This is a genomic window from Candidatus Komeilibacteria bacterium CG_4_10_14_0_2_um_filter_37_10, from assembly GCA_002793075.1.
Classification (GTDB): domain Bacteria; phylum Patescibacteriota; class Patescibacteriia; order UBA1558; family UBA1558; genus UM-FILTER-37-10.
The window spans coordinates 1-15,017 of record PFPO01000012.1; the positions used below are offsets into that span (position 1 = coordinate 1).

Annotated in this window: 12 protein-coding genes, 1 tRNA gene and 1 pseudogene; 12 read left to right on the top strand and 2 right to left on the bottom strand. The window is 37.8% G+C overall.

Annotation, left to right across the window (positions count from 1 at the left end; all coding sequences use genetic code 11):
- The first annotated feature begins 25 nt into the window (after nt 1-25).
- From COX77_00480 to COX77_00495, 4 genes and pseudogenes are all read left to right on the top strand, one after another.
- Nucleotides 26-101: transfer RNA gene (locus COX77_00480), tRNA-Lys, on the top strand.
- A gap of 34 nt (nt 102-135) precedes the next feature.
- A pseudogene (locus COX77_00485) lies at nt 136-392 on the top strand (endonuclease).
- 172 nt (nt 393-564) lie between these two features.
- Nucleotides 565-2,214 carry a hypothetical protein gene (locus COX77_00490; GenBank protein ID PIZ99763.1) on the top strand — a complete coding sequence of 550 codons (1,650 nt, stop codon included), beginning with the start codon at nt 565-567 and terminating at the stop codon, nt 2,212-2,214.
- Nucleotides 2,215-2,238: 24 nt separating this feature from the next.
- Nucleotides 2,239-3,471, top strand: a complete 1,233-nt coding sequence (locus COX77_00495; protein PIZ99764.1) for a collagenase-like protease — start codon at nt 2,239-2,241, stop codon at nt 3,469-3,471.
- Nucleotides 3,472-4,025: 554 nt separating this feature from the next.
- On the opposite strand, the gene COX77_00500 is transcribed toward COX77_00495, so the two are convergent.
- Nucleotides 4,026-5,069, bottom strand: a complete 1,044-nt coding sequence (locus COX77_00500; protein PIZ99765.1) for a type IV pili twitching motility protein PilT — start codon at nt 5,067-5,069, stop codon at nt 4,026-4,028.
- 161 nt (nt 5,070-5,230) lie between these two features.
- Between COX77_00500 and COX77_00505 the strand changes: the two genes are divergently transcribed.
- The 8 genes from COX77_00505 to COX77_00540 all read left to right on the top strand — a co-directional run bounded on the left by COX77_00505 (nt 5,231) and on the right by COX77_00540 (nt 14,397).
- Complete coding sequence (locus COX77_00505; GenBank protein PIZ99766.1) at nt 5,231-7,213, top strand: translation initiation factor IF-2; 1,983 nt, start codon at nt 5,231-5,233, stop codon at nt 7,211-7,213.
- A gap of 1 nt (nt 7,214) precedes the next feature.
- Nucleotides 7,215-7,547 carry a ribosome-binding factor A gene (rbfA, locus tag COX77_00510; GenBank protein PIZ99767.1) on the top strand — a complete coding sequence of 111 codons (333 nt, stop codon included), beginning with the start codon at nt 7,215-7,217 and terminating at the stop codon, nt 7,545-7,547.
- Nucleotides 7,548-7,685: 138 nt separating this feature from the next.
- The gene (locus COX77_00515) at nt 7,686-8,708 is read left to right on the top strand and encodes a hypothetical protein (protein PIZ99768.1); all 1,023 of its coding nucleotides are present in this window, start codon (nt 7,686-7,688) and stop codon (nt 8,706-8,708) included.
- 15 nt (nt 8,709-8,723) lie between these two features.
- Nucleotides 8,724-9,299 carry an ATP-dependent Clp protease proteolytic subunit gene (locus COX77_00520; protein ID PIZ99769.1) on the top strand — a complete coding sequence of 192 codons (576 nt, stop codon included), beginning with the start codon at nt 8,724-8,726 and terminating at the stop codon, nt 9,297-9,299.
- Between the two features lie 377 nt (nt 9,300-9,676).
- Entirely contained in the window at nt 9,677-11,203 is a 1,527-nt protein-coding gene (gene rny / locus COX77_00525) for a ribonuclease Y (protein PIZ99770.1), read from the top strand.
- Entirely contained in the window at nt 11,193-12,035 is an 843-nt protein-coding gene (locus COX77_00530) for a metallophosphoesterase (protein PIZ99771.1), read from the top strand. Before rny ends, COX77_00530 begins: the two co-directional genes overlap by 11 nt.
- Nucleotides 12,036-12,069: 34 nt before the next feature.
- Nucleotides 12,070-12,363 (top strand): hypothetical protein, encoded by a 294-nt coding sequence (locus COX77_00535; GenBank protein PIZ99772.1) that lies wholly within the window; start codon nt 12,070-12,072, stop codon nt 12,361-12,363.
- A 93-nt stretch (nt 12,364-12,456) separates the two neighbouring features.
- Nucleotides 12,457-14,397 carry a hypothetical protein gene (locus COX77_00540; GenBank protein PIZ99773.1) on the top strand — a complete coding sequence of 647 codons (1,941 nt, stop codon included), beginning with the start codon at nt 12,457-12,459 and terminating at the stop codon, nt 14,395-14,397.
- Between the two features lie 163 nt (nt 14,398-14,560).
- Here the strand turns inward: COX77_00540 and COX77_00545 are convergent, their stop codons facing one another.
- Nucleotides 14,561-14,947, bottom strand: coding sequence for a hypothetical protein (locus COX77_00545; GenBank protein PIZ99774.1), 387 nt, complete (start codon nt 14,945-14,947; stop codon nt 14,561-14,563).
- Nucleotides 14,948-15,017 lie beyond the last annotated feature (70 nt).

Sequence of the window (15,017 nt, forward strand, 5' to 3'; positions counted from 1 at the left end):
AATAAATAGTGTTTCCATCTTACCAGCGCGCATAGCTCAGTCGGTAGAGCAGTTGCCTCTTAAGCAAACGGTCGGGGGTTCAAATCCCTCTGCGCGCACCATTTAAATCAGGGTTGTTATTAACCCTGTTTTTTTATGTTTACAGTTTATGTAATTTATAATTTGAAAGGTAAAATCTATATTGGTCAGACTAATGATTTAACAGCCCGACTGGCCCGACACAATAATCAACTGCCAAATAAAAATAAATCCTATACAAAAAAATGGGTGGTTCTTGGTGCTTGCTTTATCAAGAAGAATATTATACACGACAAGATGCCCTAAAGAGAGAAGGGTATTTAAAAAGCTACAGAGGTAGATTGTTTATTAAATCTAAAATGAATAAGCGGTAGATCCGCCCCGATTACGGAGCGGACTGCGCGCACCATTTAAATCAGGATTGTTATTAACCCTGTTTTTTTATTTATAATTGAAAAATTTTACATTTTAAGAAATTTAAAACTCTTGTAACTAATTAAAACTTTACTACTTACTAAAAACATAATCTTATACTATACTTTGTCTATGCTTATTACTGAATTAAAAAAAGTAACTCCCTTCTTAACTAAAATTTTTTGGCTGATACTAACCTTCATCCCTTTATTTATTTTAGTACTAACGGTTCTAAGTTATGGAGTAAATATTCCTTATTTAGATCAATGGGATTTTCTACCAATTATTGAAAAATCGTATTCACATTCATTGACATTCTCTGATTTCTGGAATTACGATAGTGGTCATCGCATGGTTTTTCCCAAAATCATTATGATACTACTAGCACAATTAACTAACTGGAATGTTATTTTTGAATTGTTATTTATAATCTTATTAGCTTTAGGAGTCTTTTTACTTTGGTGGTGGCAAATAAAAAAAACAAAACTCGAATTAAAAAATAATGACCAAACTTTCATTTGGTGCCTTCCTGTCATTTCTTTAATTATTTTTTCTCTCAATCAATGGGAAAATTGGTCTTGGGGTTGGCAAATTACAGTATTGTTAAATATTTTCATGTCTAGCTTGGGAATCATAATGTTGTCTAATCTAGAAGGAAAATATCAACGATTATTTCTTGCTCTATTGTTTGGCGCTATCGCTTTTTTATCCTTTATTAATGGCTTTTTCTTCTGGCTGATTGGCTTGGTAATCTTACTAATAGCCTATTTAAATAATAAATCAAATTCTCGAACAATGCTAATCGTCTGGATCGTATGTTCAGTAATTATCATATTCTTTTATTTGTACAAATATCAAGGTTTGAATATCAGTTCCTGGTCAGTATTTACCAATCCTATTAATTTTTTTAGTTTTATTTTTACATCATTGGGTGCACCAATAGTAGGATATAACTCAGTTTATGCTTTTTTTGTTGGCTTGTTTAGTCTGTTTATATTTGTTCATCTGATCTGGCTACTAAATAAAAAACATAACATTAAACTAGAGACACTAACTCCTTATTTAGCATTGGGTAGTTATTCATTATTGAGTATATTAATGACTGGCATTGGTCGCGCTCAGTTTGGTGGTGCGTTTGGCCAGACGTCGCGCTATATAACAAACTCTTCATTGATCTGGGTTGCTATAGTTATTTTGCTCTACTTATATTTAATCAATTCGAAAGCTATCCTAATAAAATCATTTTATTTCTATTTTTTACTTTTTCTGATACCCTTAATAATCATCAACTGTGCATACGGTGAGTTTAAATTTAATGCCAAGTATCATTATCTTGCTGCCGCCAAGGATGAATTCTTTTCTGCTAATAATGACGAATTTCTAAAATTTCTTTATCCACAAACTGATAAAATAAGGGGGTTAACTACCATTCTCAAAAACCACAATCTTTCTTTATTTCATAATCCTGACCAGCAAAACAAAAATCCTTTTGAACAAATAAAAAATAGAGTAACTAATGAACTAATTAAGAATCCCTATTTAGACAATGTATACTTTGATATCGGTAACGCTTATTTTCAAAGTAAACATTATTCGGAAGCTGAATTCTGCTGGCAAAAAACAATTGCGATAAATCCATTGTATTATCGTGCTCACTATAACCTAGTACTTCTCTATCTGGTGACTAACAATATAAAAATGGCACAGCAACAAATAAAAATATTACAAAACAATGAAATTCAAATAAGTCCGGAAATATTGAAAGCGGTAAATATAAATTAATTAAAATAATTCAATCCATAGCACATGTCTAAAATCGAAATCACAGCACCAGTAGGTTCTTACGAATCACTACAAGCAGCTATTCAAGCAGGGGCAGACTCTATTTATTTCGGCGTGAAACAGCTAAATATGCGTGCCGCCTCCACGCAAAATTTTGATTTGACTGACTTACGCAAAATAGCCCACCAGTGTCACACTCATAACCTCCGCGCTTACTTAGCGGTCAACTCTATTATTTATCAATCGGACTTAAAGATTATTCAAAAAATTATTATCGCAGCTAAGCGAGCCAATATTGATGCAATTATTGCTACTGATCAATCTGTTATTAACTTAGCCAACCAACTCAAAATACCAGTTCATCTCTCCACGCAACTAAATATTAGTAATATTGAAACAGTTAAATTTTATGTGCGCTTTGCCGACGTAATGGTTTTGGCTAGAGAACTAACTTTAGCGCAAATCAAACAGATTAATCAACAAATTAAAAAAGAAAAGATAGTTGGCGTAAGCGGACAACTCATTAAAACTGAAATGTTCATCCACGGCGCACTCTGTATGGCCATCTCTGGCAAATGTTATCTTAGTTTGCATCAACATAATTTATCGGCGAATCGTGGCGCCTGTCGACAAGTCTGCCGCCAGGCTTATGAACTATACGATCCGGCGACCAGAGAAAAAATCGTGATGGATAATCAATATTTATTATCACCACAGGATCTATGCACCATTGGTTATCTGGACAAAATTGTGGATAGTGGCGTTTCTATTTTAAAAATTGAAGGGCGTGCCCGTTCCCCAGAATATGTCCATACTGTTGTTAGCTGCTATCGAGAAGCATTAACAGCTATTGATAATAAAACTTATTCAGCTAGCAAAGTCAAAAAGTGGGAAAAAAGACTATCATCTGTTTTTAATCGCGGTCTGTGGTCAGGATACTATTTAGGTAGAAAAAATATAGAGTACAGCACTGCGCACGGATCAGTGGCAACTACTAATAAAGTTCATGTCGGTGTTGTTAATCGCTATTTTTCTCGCATCGGTATCGCCGAAATAAAAATTGAAGCTAGTAATCTAAAAATTAATGATCAATATTTGATTCTTGGCAAAACAACTGGTCTAATAAATGGCACTGTTCAAGAAATGCGTTTGGATGATAAAAAAATCAAGATTGCTCAACAAAAGCAGATAATTTCTCTACCTATTGCTGGGCTAGTACGTCAAGGTGATAAATTGTATAAAATAGTCCAGAAATAGAATAATTATTCAGTAGATACATAATAATATTGCCGATATTAGGTAATATTTTTTTATTCATCTTGACTAAATTTTTTATTGACAAAAGACAGCGCCGTAATATACTAATATTACTATCGCAATTTTCCCTCAGCAAAACGTTTAATTCGCTAGTCCGGATAATGGGTGCAATTAAGCCTGTACCAAAGCCAGTCCAGCCAATGGCGGATTGGGGCTTTTCCTCCCAGTAGATAAGTCGAATGATCGGAGCCACTGGCACACCAGATCGATCTTTGAAGTCGAAGTTTGGTTGAAAATATTGACGCTAACCATTAAAAGATTAGTGGCGCTAGTAGGGGTTAGCGTCTAGCGTTTGTTCTTTTCTGAAGTTAAATAAAACCCGCTGAGGGAAAATCAAAAAACCCACCAAGTGAAGCGCGGTGGGTTTTGTTATTGCTAAAATATTAAATAGTTGGTGGACCAAATAAACTGATAGCAATAGCAAAAAAAATAATGGTGACTACCACTAAACATGCGGCTAATTTTACTGGGTCGCTAATAATTTTAATCATTTCTTATTCTACATTATACGATGAATAGTTTAAATATTTGTCTGCCTGCTCCTCGTCAATTATATCCTCTTTGACTAATCTCTTTAAATCCTGCTCAATAGTAAACATTCCCTTCTTGGCCGAAGTCTGAATAACGCTTTTCAACTGCGACGCTTTATTCTCCCGAATAATATTGGACACCGCTGGATTATTGATCATGATCTCACGCACAGCAACTCGTCCGCCTTTTTTAGCTGGTAACAAATGTTGAGAAATAACTCCTTTTAAAGTCATGGATAGTTGCGTCCTGATCTGATTCTGCTGATGAGGCGGAAAGACATCAACGACACGGTCAATAGTTTGTGCGGCGTCATAAGTATGTAGGGTAGCTAAAACTAAGTGACCTGTTTCCGCTAAAGTTAAAGCAGCCGCGATCGTTTCTAAATCGCGCATCTCACCCACCATAATAACATTTGGATCTTGACGCAAAACGTGTCGCAAGCCCTCAGCAAAACTGGACATATCTTCACCTAGTTCTCTTTGGACTATGATACTCTTTCTGTTTGTATGCAAATATTCAATAGGATCTTCAAGGGTAACGATATGAGCGCTACGTTCACTATTAATCAAATCAACCATGGCGGCCAAACTGGTGGACTTGCCACAACCAGTTGGTCCGGTTAATAAAACAAGTCCTCGATTCTCTCTCATTAATTCATAAACTACCTCTGGCATACCAACATCCTCCATGGTTGGCACTTGGGCGGATATAATTCTCACCACCAAACTTAAATTACTTCTTTCATAAAATACATTAACGCGAAAACGACCAGCGTCATTAATGGCATAAGACAAATCTAGACCGCGATCAGCCTCCAATCGTTTCTTTTGATCAACACTAAGCATGTCATTGACAATCTCTTTTATTTTGGCGCTGCTCAATTCCTCAGTATCTTTAATGACTTGTAGTTCACCATCCACTCGTAAATAAGGTGGCTGACCAACAACCAGGTGCAAATCTGAGGCGCCAGCTTCTTGGGCTTTTTTAAACAATGAAGAAATGGTCATAAAATATATTTATCGCTCGCTTAACATCTGTAGTATATAAAAAAATAACCTAATGTTCAAGGCCGCATTATTGATTGACAAAAATGAAAAAATAAAGTAAAGTTTACCTATTAATAATTATTTTTCCGACTAAAATCAACAATTATTATTGATTAATTATTATGAATGTTACTGAACTAGCTAGACGTTTAAAAGTTACCACCAATGAGCTCTTAGAAAAATTACCAGAGCTTGGTTTTGCTATCGGCAAAAGAGCTATTAAAGTTGATGATCGCCTAGTGAATAAAATAACCATGGCCTGGTCGGAACATAAGCGCCGCGAACAGATGGCGGCCGAAGAAGCGAATGTAACAGAAATTCGTTTAGATGCGAAAAAATCCGAACAAAAACTAGATAAAATTATCCAAATTGGCGATACTATTATTATTCGCGACTTAGCTGATATCATGAAGGTGCCAATCAATAAACTCATGGTGGAGCTGATGAAAAACGGTATTATGGCTACGCTCAATCAAGCAATTGATTATGAAACTGCAGTTATTATTGGTGAAGATCTTGGTTTTAAAGTAGATAAAATCAATAATGAAGAAATGGAAAGCAGTCAGTACGCCCAACAAGAAAGTAAGATTAAAGATATTATCAAAGAGCGATCTGGTACCATCACTCGCCCACCAGTAGTTATTGTCATGGGACACGTTGATCATGGCAAAACAAAATTACTGGATGCCTTACGAGAAACAAATGTGGTGGCCCAAGAAGCCGGTGGTATCACTCAACATATTGGTGCCTATCAAGTTCAGCTTCGTGATCACTTGATTACTTTCCTTGATACTCCGGGCCACGAAGCTTTCAAGGCGATGCGTTCCCGCGGTAGTAAAATAGCTGATGTGGCGATTATTGTTGTTGCTGCCGACGATGGCCTGCAACCACAAACTATTGAAGTCATTACTCTCTGCCAACGGGAAAACATTCCTTTTATTATTGCCATTAATAAAATTGATAAGGAAGAAGCTGATATTGATCGAGTCAAAAAAGAATTATCCGAAATTAATTTAATACCCGAAGATTGGGGTGGCAAAACAATTTGTGTACCGATTTCTGCCAAAGAAAATACCAATCTCGATCATTTACTGGAAATGGTACTGCTACTTTCTGATCTGGCTGATCTCAAAGCTGATGAAGATGGCTCGGCAGCTGGTACTATCGTTGAAGCTCATAAAAATAAGAACGAAGGTCCCGTAGCAACGGTTTTGATCCAAACAGGGATCTTACGCGTTGGTGACTCTATTGTCGTCGGCTCGGTCACTGGCAAAGTCAAAGCAATCAAAAATGAATACGGCCAAGAGCTAGCATTAGCTGGCCCCAGTAAACCCGTCAGAATCCTCGGACTGAAAGAAACTCCGATCATTGGTGATATTCTGGAGGTGATTGCCGATCAAAAAATTATTAAGCAAAAGCAGAAAGAAATCAGATATCAAAAAACCGTATCAACTAACAATAATGTCGTCAGTAGTAGTAGCGATGGTGAAAAAGAATCACTAGTTCCTACTCTGCCGCTAATTCTCAAAACTGACGTCATGGGATCACAAGAAGCTATTATGGAAGCCTTGTCAAAATTAAATACTGCTCATGCGCAAGTCAAAATAATCAAAAAAGGATTGGGCTATGTGACGGACGTTGATGTTATGGATGCGGAAAATGCTAAAGCTATGTTGATTGGGTTTAATAGTAAACCGCAAAAGTCAGCCGAGCAACTATCGATCGATAAAAAAATAAAGATTCATCTCTACAGTATTATTTATAACTTACTCGATGACGTCAAGCTAGAATTAGACAAAATCAAAGCCCAACAAACACTACGCATTGAAATGGGTGAAATCAAAGTCCTGGCTGTTTTTAAATCAGCTCGGGATCATATGATTATTGGTGGTGAAGTGGTTAAGGGTAAAGTGCAAACCAATACGAAAATTAAAGTAACTCGCGAACAAGAAATAATTGATTTTGGTATGCTCGAAGAGCTGCAAGCTAGCAAAATGATAGTTAGTGAAGTAGTGGTCGGACAACAATGTGGTCTCAAATATAAAGGACGGCCGCTGATCCAAGTTGGTGATATCCTTGAAATTTACCAAGAAAAAATAAGCTAATATGAGCTCACGAGTTTTGCAACTTAATAGTTTAATCCTGCACAATCTGAATGAAATTATTATTCGGGAAATAGAAGTACCACCTAACAGTTTAGCTACTGTTACCAATGTTGATGTGACGCCGGATTTGAGCTATGCCACGGTCTATCTCAGCATTCTACCAATTAATAAACAAGGTACGGTATTAAAAAAATTCAACTCCCAACAAAAACAGTTGCAATATCTCCTGAATAAAACCTTGCGACTACCAAAATTCCCCCATTTACGTTTTCGTATTGACGACATTGAATTAAAAAACCGGGTAATTGAAAGAGAACTTGATCAGTTACCATAGCAACCTAACTCGGTAACCCTTATTGTAAGCCTAACATTAGCTATAATTATTATCCTAACTCTGTACTATATGGTACGGGGTTATTTTATTGACAATTATCAACACTTGCGGTAAGATAGGAAATTATTAATTTAACTTATGAACGATCAAATAACTACACTACAAATAAAAGCTGCTATTACTCGCGCCAAAAGGATTGGTCTGATTTCACATCGCAATCCCGATGGTGATGCCACTGGTAGTGTCACTGCTTTAATCGAGGTTTTAAAATCTTGGAAGAAAGAACACATCGCTTACTGTGCTGGTGAAATGCCGGCTAATTTTGATTTTATCCCGCACGCGACTACCATTATCAATCAAGAAGAGAAATTTCTACAATTTGACCCGGATTTGATTATCGTTCTGGACTCTGGCAGTTTGGATTATGCTGGCGTCACACAAATGCTAAAAAATTTAGAACCAATACCTGCTCAACCATCACCAACCGATCAGCTTGGGCAAAAGAAAAAATTCCAATTGATTAACATTGACCACCACATTACTAATATTGGCTATGGCGATATCAATTACCTGGACCCCAAAGCCAGCTCGACCTGTGAAATTATTTTTCGTCTCTTACGCGGTTGGCAATTTCCCATCAATGTCAACATTGCCACTTCCTTGCTTAATGGCATTATGACCGATACTGGTGGTTTGACTAATCCGGCAACTTCTCCTGCGGCCCTACAAGTCGCCAGCCAGTTATTAAAATATGGTGTTAATTATAAAAAAATTATTGAGTATAACGATCGGATTAAAAAAACTTCTCTGCTAAAACTATGGGGTGTAGCTTTAGAAAGATTAATATTTGATCCCGAGAAAAAATGTGTTATTACTTTTTTGACTAAAGAAGATTTTACCAATTTTGCCGTTGATGACGATAAACTGGAAGGTTTGTCTAATTTCCTGGCGACTATTAATAATATTGATTTTACCTTACTACTAATTGAAAAAGGTGATAATCTAGTAAAAGGTAGCTTGCGGACCACCAAAGACCATATTGATGTGGCGCGTTTAGCCAAAGAGCTGGGTGGCGGTGGCCATCAGAAAGCAGCTGGCTTTACCATTGAGGGGCGCTTATTCTATAATGGTAAGCAGATAAAGATTATCCCTAATAACTAAAATAAACCTAATTTTATGCATTTAATACCAACGGTAATCGAAAAATCAACCTACGGGGAACGAGCTTATGATATCTATTCCCGACTACTCAAAGAACGCATTATCTTCTTGGGCACTGACATTAATGACGATGTCGCCAATGCCATTATCGCTCAGATGCTTTTCCTGGACAGCCAAGACAGTAAAAAAGATATTAAACTCTATGTTAATTCCCATGGTGGGGCTGTCACATCTGGCTTAGCAATCTATGACACCATGCAGTATGTCAAATCTGACGTTTCCACTATTTGTGTAGGTACCGCCAGCTCCATGGGTGCCGTTCTTTTGGCTGCTGGTCAAAAAAGCAAAAGATTTATTTTACCCAATGCCGAAGTGATGCTCCACCAAGTAATGGGTGGTGCTGAGGGGCAAGCTGTTGATATCAAAATTCGCGCCGAACATATCCTCAAAATTAAAGATCGTTTAAATAATATTTTGGCGAAACACACCGGTCAAAAAATCAAAGCCATTGAGCATGATACTGATCGAGATTTCTATCTTAGTCCCGAACAAGCACTGGCCTACGGTTTGGTCGACAAAATCATTAAATAACATCATCATTAAAAAACGTTGATTGGTTAGCAATTAGCGTTTTTTAAATTAAACAGAAGTAAAAAGCTATGCGCAAACCATTATTTCATCTAATTAATAAAAATAAGTGTATCTTGATTTTTAACTTTCTTCGTGCTATATTAGAAACGCTTAAAATTAAACACAATACTGACAGAAGGCTTTTATCAGATTAGCAAACAATTAGTAAATTTTGACCATTTTACGGATGAAATCAAATTTAATTCAATCATTTCCTTTAGATACTAAGGAGTCCAATAAATTCGCGGCCAATAGTCTAAAATAATTTAGACGATTTTACTAATTTAATTTCTAATCCAGCTTTTCCGTCAATAGATGATAGAAAGGTTTTTATTTATATGAGTACTATTTTCTGGATTGTCGCTTTGGTAATCGTTGCCAGCGCCAGCACCTTAATCGGTTTTTTACTACGCAAATATTTAGGATTGCGTTCAGTGGATTCAGCTGAACGTCGAGCTGATGATATTTTGACAGAAGCTAAAACCAAACAAAAACAAATTTTATTAGAGGCCAATGAAAAATCCATTCTGGTCATGGAGCAAGCTAAAGGTGAGGTCTCTGATTTACGCAAGGACTTGCAACATCAACAAAAACGATTAGAGCAAAGAGAAACTCTTTTTGATCAAAAATTATTAGATTTAGAAAATCGTCAACAAAGTCTTTATGATAAAGCCAAACGAGTAGAAGCTTTAAAAAAGGAAATAGAAGACGTTAAGTCACAACAACTACAAAAATTAGAAAAAATTGCTACCTTTAGTCAGAACGAGGCTCGCGATATCCTGCTCAAAAACGTCGAAGAAAAAATGCAAAATGATTTGCTGGGTCGGATCCGTAAATTGCAGGACGAAAATAATGAAGAGGTGGAAAAGCAGGCTAAAGAAATTTTGAGTGTCGCTATTCAAAGAGTGTCACACTCTCATGCTGCCGAAACAACTACGACCGTGATCAACCTACCATCTGATGAAATGAAGGGGCGGATTATTGGCCGTGAGGGTAGAAATATTAAAACTATTGAACAGCTTACTGGTGTGGAAATTATTATTGATGATACGCCAGAAGCTATTTTGGTTTCCGGCTTTAACCCCATACGACGTCATTTAGCCAAAAGGACTTTAGAAAAACTTATTGCTGATGGTCGTATTCACCCGGGCCGCATTGAAGCAACTATTGAAGAGGCTAAAAAAGAATTGGCCCTTGATATCAAAAAGGCTGGCGAAGACACGCTGTATGAACTTGGCGTTACTGGCATTGATCCCAAACTAGTCATGCTGCTTGGTCGTTTGAAATACCGTACCAGTTACGGTCAAAACCAACTATTACACTCGGTAGAAGTAGCCAAGCTATCCACTATTCTTGCTGAAGAGCTGGGAGCTAATGTCGCCGTATGTAAAAAAGGTGGTATTTTCCACGATATTGGCAAAGCCGTTGATCAGGAGGTTCAAGGTGGTCATCCCGAGATTGGTTTTGATATTTTAAAGAAATTTGGCTTACCCGAAGAGGTGGCTTATTTATGTATTGCCCACCACGAAGATGCCCCGAAAACACTAGAGGGCGTGATCTGTAAAGTTGCTGACGCTATTTCTGGCGCCAGACCGGGGTCGAGAAAAGACTCTTTTGAACATTACATTCAACGCTTAGACGAGCTCGAAGCAGTAGCTAATAGCTTTGCCGGCGTGGATAAGACTTATGCTATTCAAGCTGGTCGCGAAATCAGAGTCTTTGTTAAGCCTCTAGAAATTGATGACTACAAAGCAACAATCTTGGCGCGCGATATTGCCGATAAAATTGAAAAAGAATTAAAATATCCTGGCGAAATAAAAGTTAATTTAATTCGCGAAACTAGAATTATTGAATATGCCCGCTAAAAAAGACTCCCTGAAAATAATCTTCTTTGGTGATATTATGGGTAAAATTGGTCGCTTAGCCATTGCCCAAATAATGCCCCTCTGGCAAAAAAAGTATCACCCTGATTTATGGGGCGCTAATGTAGAAAACATCGCCCATGGCAAAGGCGTAACCCAAAAGACACTACAAGAGATGGCTGACTGCGGTATTGATTTTATGACTTCGGGCAATCATGTTTGGCGCAAAGAAGATGCCAATGTTTTGGCTAAATTACCGCAGTTCAATTTAGTGACACCGGAAAATGATCCGCGCACACCAGCGGGACAGGGATATAAACTGATTACTGTAAAAAAGAAAAAGTTATTGGTTATTAATTTACTAGGCCAAGAAGCTATGACTTTTTGGGGTGATGATAGTGGTGAAAAAAAAATAAAGTCACCTTTTGCTACTTTGGATCAAATACTGCACAGCTCTTTAGCTCAAGAGGCGAATTACTCTTTTGTTGATTTTCATGCCGAGCTTACCAGTGAGACCAGGGCTCTGGGCTGGCATGCTGACGGTCGTATTAATGCCCTAATTGGTACTCACACTCACATCCCCACTGCTGATGCGCAGATACTACCCCAAGGTACGGCTTACTTAACTGATGTCGGGATGGTTGGAGCCTATGAGTCGGTTCTCGGTATCAGTAAAGATATTATTGTTGATCGCTTTCTCAATCAATCAAAGATAGTTTTCAGCGCTCCGGAAAAAGGTAATTGTGAAATCAATGCCGTCTTACTAGAATTAAATAGTTTAGACAAAAACCAGTCCAAGATTAAATTACTCCGTCAAATGATTGTAGTAAAATAACTATCTGTTATAATATAAACAATAAGATATTATTATGAATGAGGCCAAAATAATTGAATCTATTGCCAGCCAAACTGGAATTAATAAAAAGGATGTCAAAAAAGTACTATCTTCCTTAGAAGACGTTTCTTTGGCAACCCTGCAAAATGGCGAAGAAATCAATTTAACTGGCTTCATCTCTATCAATCCCCGCTTACGTAGTGCTCGGACTGGTGTTGATCCGCGCGATCCCCAGAAAAGAATTCGTATGCCACAAATCGTGGTACCAAAATTCAAAGCCGGTAAGAATCTCAAAGACGCTCTGAAAAAAACAACCCCCAATAATTAACCCCTAACCAAAATTGTCTGATTAGGGGATTTTTATACCTGTAACTTAACAACAAAAAAATAGGAACTGCAAACGTCCCTAGGAGTGTGAAAAATGAAAAATGGTTGGCCCTTACGTAATTTACCCAATCTGTTTGGCGAGCAAGAATTATTGACTTTGACGCCGGGCACCAAGCGGGGCGGCCAACGATCAATTTCACCTCGTCATCGTCGTCGCCAGCGAACGGCAAAAAATGAACTATCTCTTTTCCAATCAACAAACTTAACGGGAGATGATACCCAGAAAATTTTATCCGAACTGGACCAGGAAGATAAAAAACGCTATCAGTTGATGCGGGACTACGCTCAAAAACTGAATCTTGTCGTTGAAATAGCTGATGATCATGAATTATTTGGTCATTTCTATATCCAACATCCTCTCTTGCAAGAACATGCTTTAGAAGCTCGGGAATACTCGCTAGCTATTGCCAGTACTATTGATCAAAATAATGGTATCGTGATAATTCCCACTGGTTTGGGTAAAACTTATATTGCGCTACTGCTTATTCCCAACTGTTTCCAGAGAAACCCCCACGGCAAAATTCTTTTTTTAGCACCGACAAAACCGCTGTGCAGTCAGCACTTATTAACGATGCGCACCGCACTGCCAACAATTAACAGTTGTCTGCTGACGGGTTACGTAGCTAAAAAAAATAGATTACCGCTGTGGCAAAATAATTCTATTATTATCGCCACCCCGCAAACTATAACGGCGGAGTTGAAAAAAAATAGCGACGTTGGTCGCTATACTGATATCGCCATGATAATCATTGATGAATTACATCATCAAACCGGTCGCTATGACTATGTTGATTTGGTGGAGTACTATCAAGCTAAAAATCAAGCTATTCAATTTCTGGGGTTTACAGCCAGTACTGATACCAAAATTGATTCGATAGAAAAATGGCGACAGCAGTTAAAAGCACCCAAAAACTGCGTCCAGGCCCGTTCGTTTGATAGTCCTGATGTTCTGCCATACGTTCATTACCGAAACGTCATACCTCGCTACTTGGATCGCAAATTAACACCGCTGCAAAAAGAGTTCAAAAATACTCTTGCCCAACACCTGACTAATATCGTTAAGCAAATGGCTCAGATGTTAACTATTAATATCAGCGATCTTTTTTATGCTAATGAGCAACAACTAGTTGTTGGCGTCCGGGTGGCTAAATTCAACGAATTACGAACGCTCTTTGAAAAAGGTTTAAATCGTCCGGATAAAAAAGATAAGGCCTACCAGCTTATCAGTTTGTATGCTTCGGTCATGTGCTATCGTAGCGCGATTAATTCTCTAAATAACGGTTTAGCTGAATTTACTCACTATCTCCAACGTCAATATGACAGCTTGGATAAAAATAATAAAAAATTTCAGCAACAATTCTGCAATCATTCACAAATTAAAGCGATGGTTAAAAAGCTGTATCAACACCGACTATGGAAAGAAGAAATACCCGCTTGTATTGATCATCGTGACTGGCAAAAGGATGAAAATCACCAATCTTGGCAAATAGCTCTGCAAGATGAGAAATTACCACTTATTGTCGACATTATTAATAAATCGCCTTCAGCACAGGTACTCATCTTCACCAACTATCGCGATACTCTCCGCAAAGTTCAATACTATCTAGAACAGCATTTAACAAATCGTCACTTAGGTATCCTTACTGGCACTTCGGCCAAACTGCACGATCCAGGCATGAAACAGAAAGAGCAAATATCAACACTGGATCTTTTTCGCCAACAAAAACTGGATATCTTAATTTCCACCAGCGTTGGTGAAGAGGGATTAGATTTTCCCGCTGTTGATCTCGTCATTTTCTATGAACCAATTCCGGATATTCGTCGCTATATTCAGCGCTTAGGGCGCACGGCTAGGCATCACGATGGCACTGTTCAAATTTTAATCTATCGTAATACCGAGGAAGAAAAACTTTTCAATATGGCTCGTAGTCGTGAAAAAATCATTAAGGAAATTATCAAACATTTACAACACTAAAAGACCAGCTTCAAAAACGAAGCTGGTTTTTATTAATAAAAAAATCCGCCCGAGCTATTGTAGCTAGAGCGGAATGAGGAGGGGTAATGAACTTGGGAGACGTTAATAATTCAAGGGTGCAGAAAAAAATACAAAGTACAAGGAAGAAGCTAAGTGATAAAAATCAACTTGCGAGGGCAGCCGGAAAATCGGAAGAAGCGAAGTCGTCACCAAGCCAGCGGCGGCGCCAGTCCCACATGGCACCATCCCAGATGAGGTAACGAACGTAAAGATTGTCATCGGAGCCACGATAAATGGTGCCCCAGAAGAATATATATTTTCTCTTCCATTCTTCCGGAATAAGTTCTGGATGATCTAATAGCCAATCCAATACATTGGCATTTAGAACTAGTGGGCTGACAATTTCCTTGCGCAAATCATTTCCTTCAATACTTCCTTTTTTCTGTTTTTTTAAACAAGTAGAGGGAAATCTTGTGGGAGTCGAATTTGAACATTCCGCCCTTCGTATGTTCTTTAACGGTCCAACCTGGAGGAATAAAAGGTGTAGCATCGCAGTCAATCAGATGTTCAATTGTTTTAGGTACACACATTTTGCACTCTAGCTAATACCTCATTTGGGG

Excerpts from the sequence above, each read along its gene's own strand:
- COX77_00490 (PIZ99763.1), top strand. The coding sequence starts at position 565 with ATGCTTATTACTGAATTAAAAAAAGTAACTCCCTTCTTAACTAAAATT.
- COX77_00495 (PIZ99764.1), top strand. The coding sequence starts at position 2,239 with ATGTCTAAAATCGAAATCACAGCACCAGTAGGTTCTTACGAATCACTA.
- COX77_00500 (PIZ99765.1), bottom strand. The coding sequence starts at position 5,069 with ATGACCATTTCTTCATTGTTTAAAAAAGCCCAAGAAGCTGGCGCCTCA.
- COX77_00505 (PIZ99766.1), top strand. The coding sequence starts at position 5,231 with ATGAATGTTACTGAACTAGCTAGACGTTTAAAAGTTACCACCAATGAG.
- rbfA (PIZ99767.1), top strand. The coding sequence starts at position 7,215 with ATGAGCTCACGAGTTTTGCAACTTAATAGTTTAATCCTGCACAATCTG.
- COX77_00515 (PIZ99768.1), top strand. The coding sequence starts at position 7,686 with ATGAACGATCAAATAACTACACTACAAATAAAAGCTGCTATTACTCGC.
- COX77_00520 (PIZ99769.1), top strand. The coding sequence starts at position 8,724 with ATGCATTTAATACCAACGGTAATCGAAAAATCAACCTACGGGGAACGA.
- rny (PIZ99770.1), top strand. The coding sequence starts at position 9,677 with ATGAGTACTATTTTCTGGATTGTCGCTTTGGTAATCGTTGCCAGCGCC.
- COX77_00530 (PIZ99771.1), top strand. The coding sequence starts at position 11,193 with ATGCCCGCTAAAAAAGACTCCCTGAAAATAATCTTCTTTGGTGATATT.
- COX77_00535 (PIZ99772.1), top strand. The coding sequence starts at position 12,070 with ATGAATGAGGCCAAAATAATTGAATCTATTGCCAGCCAAACTGGAATT.
- COX77_00540 (PIZ99773.1), top strand. The coding sequence starts at position 12,457 with ATGAAAAATGGTTGGCCCTTACGTAATTTACCCAATCTGTTTGGCGAG.
- COX77_00545 (PIZ99774.1), bottom strand. The coding sequence starts at position 14,947 with ATGCTACACCTTTTATTCCTCCAGGTTGGACCGTTAAAGAACATACGA.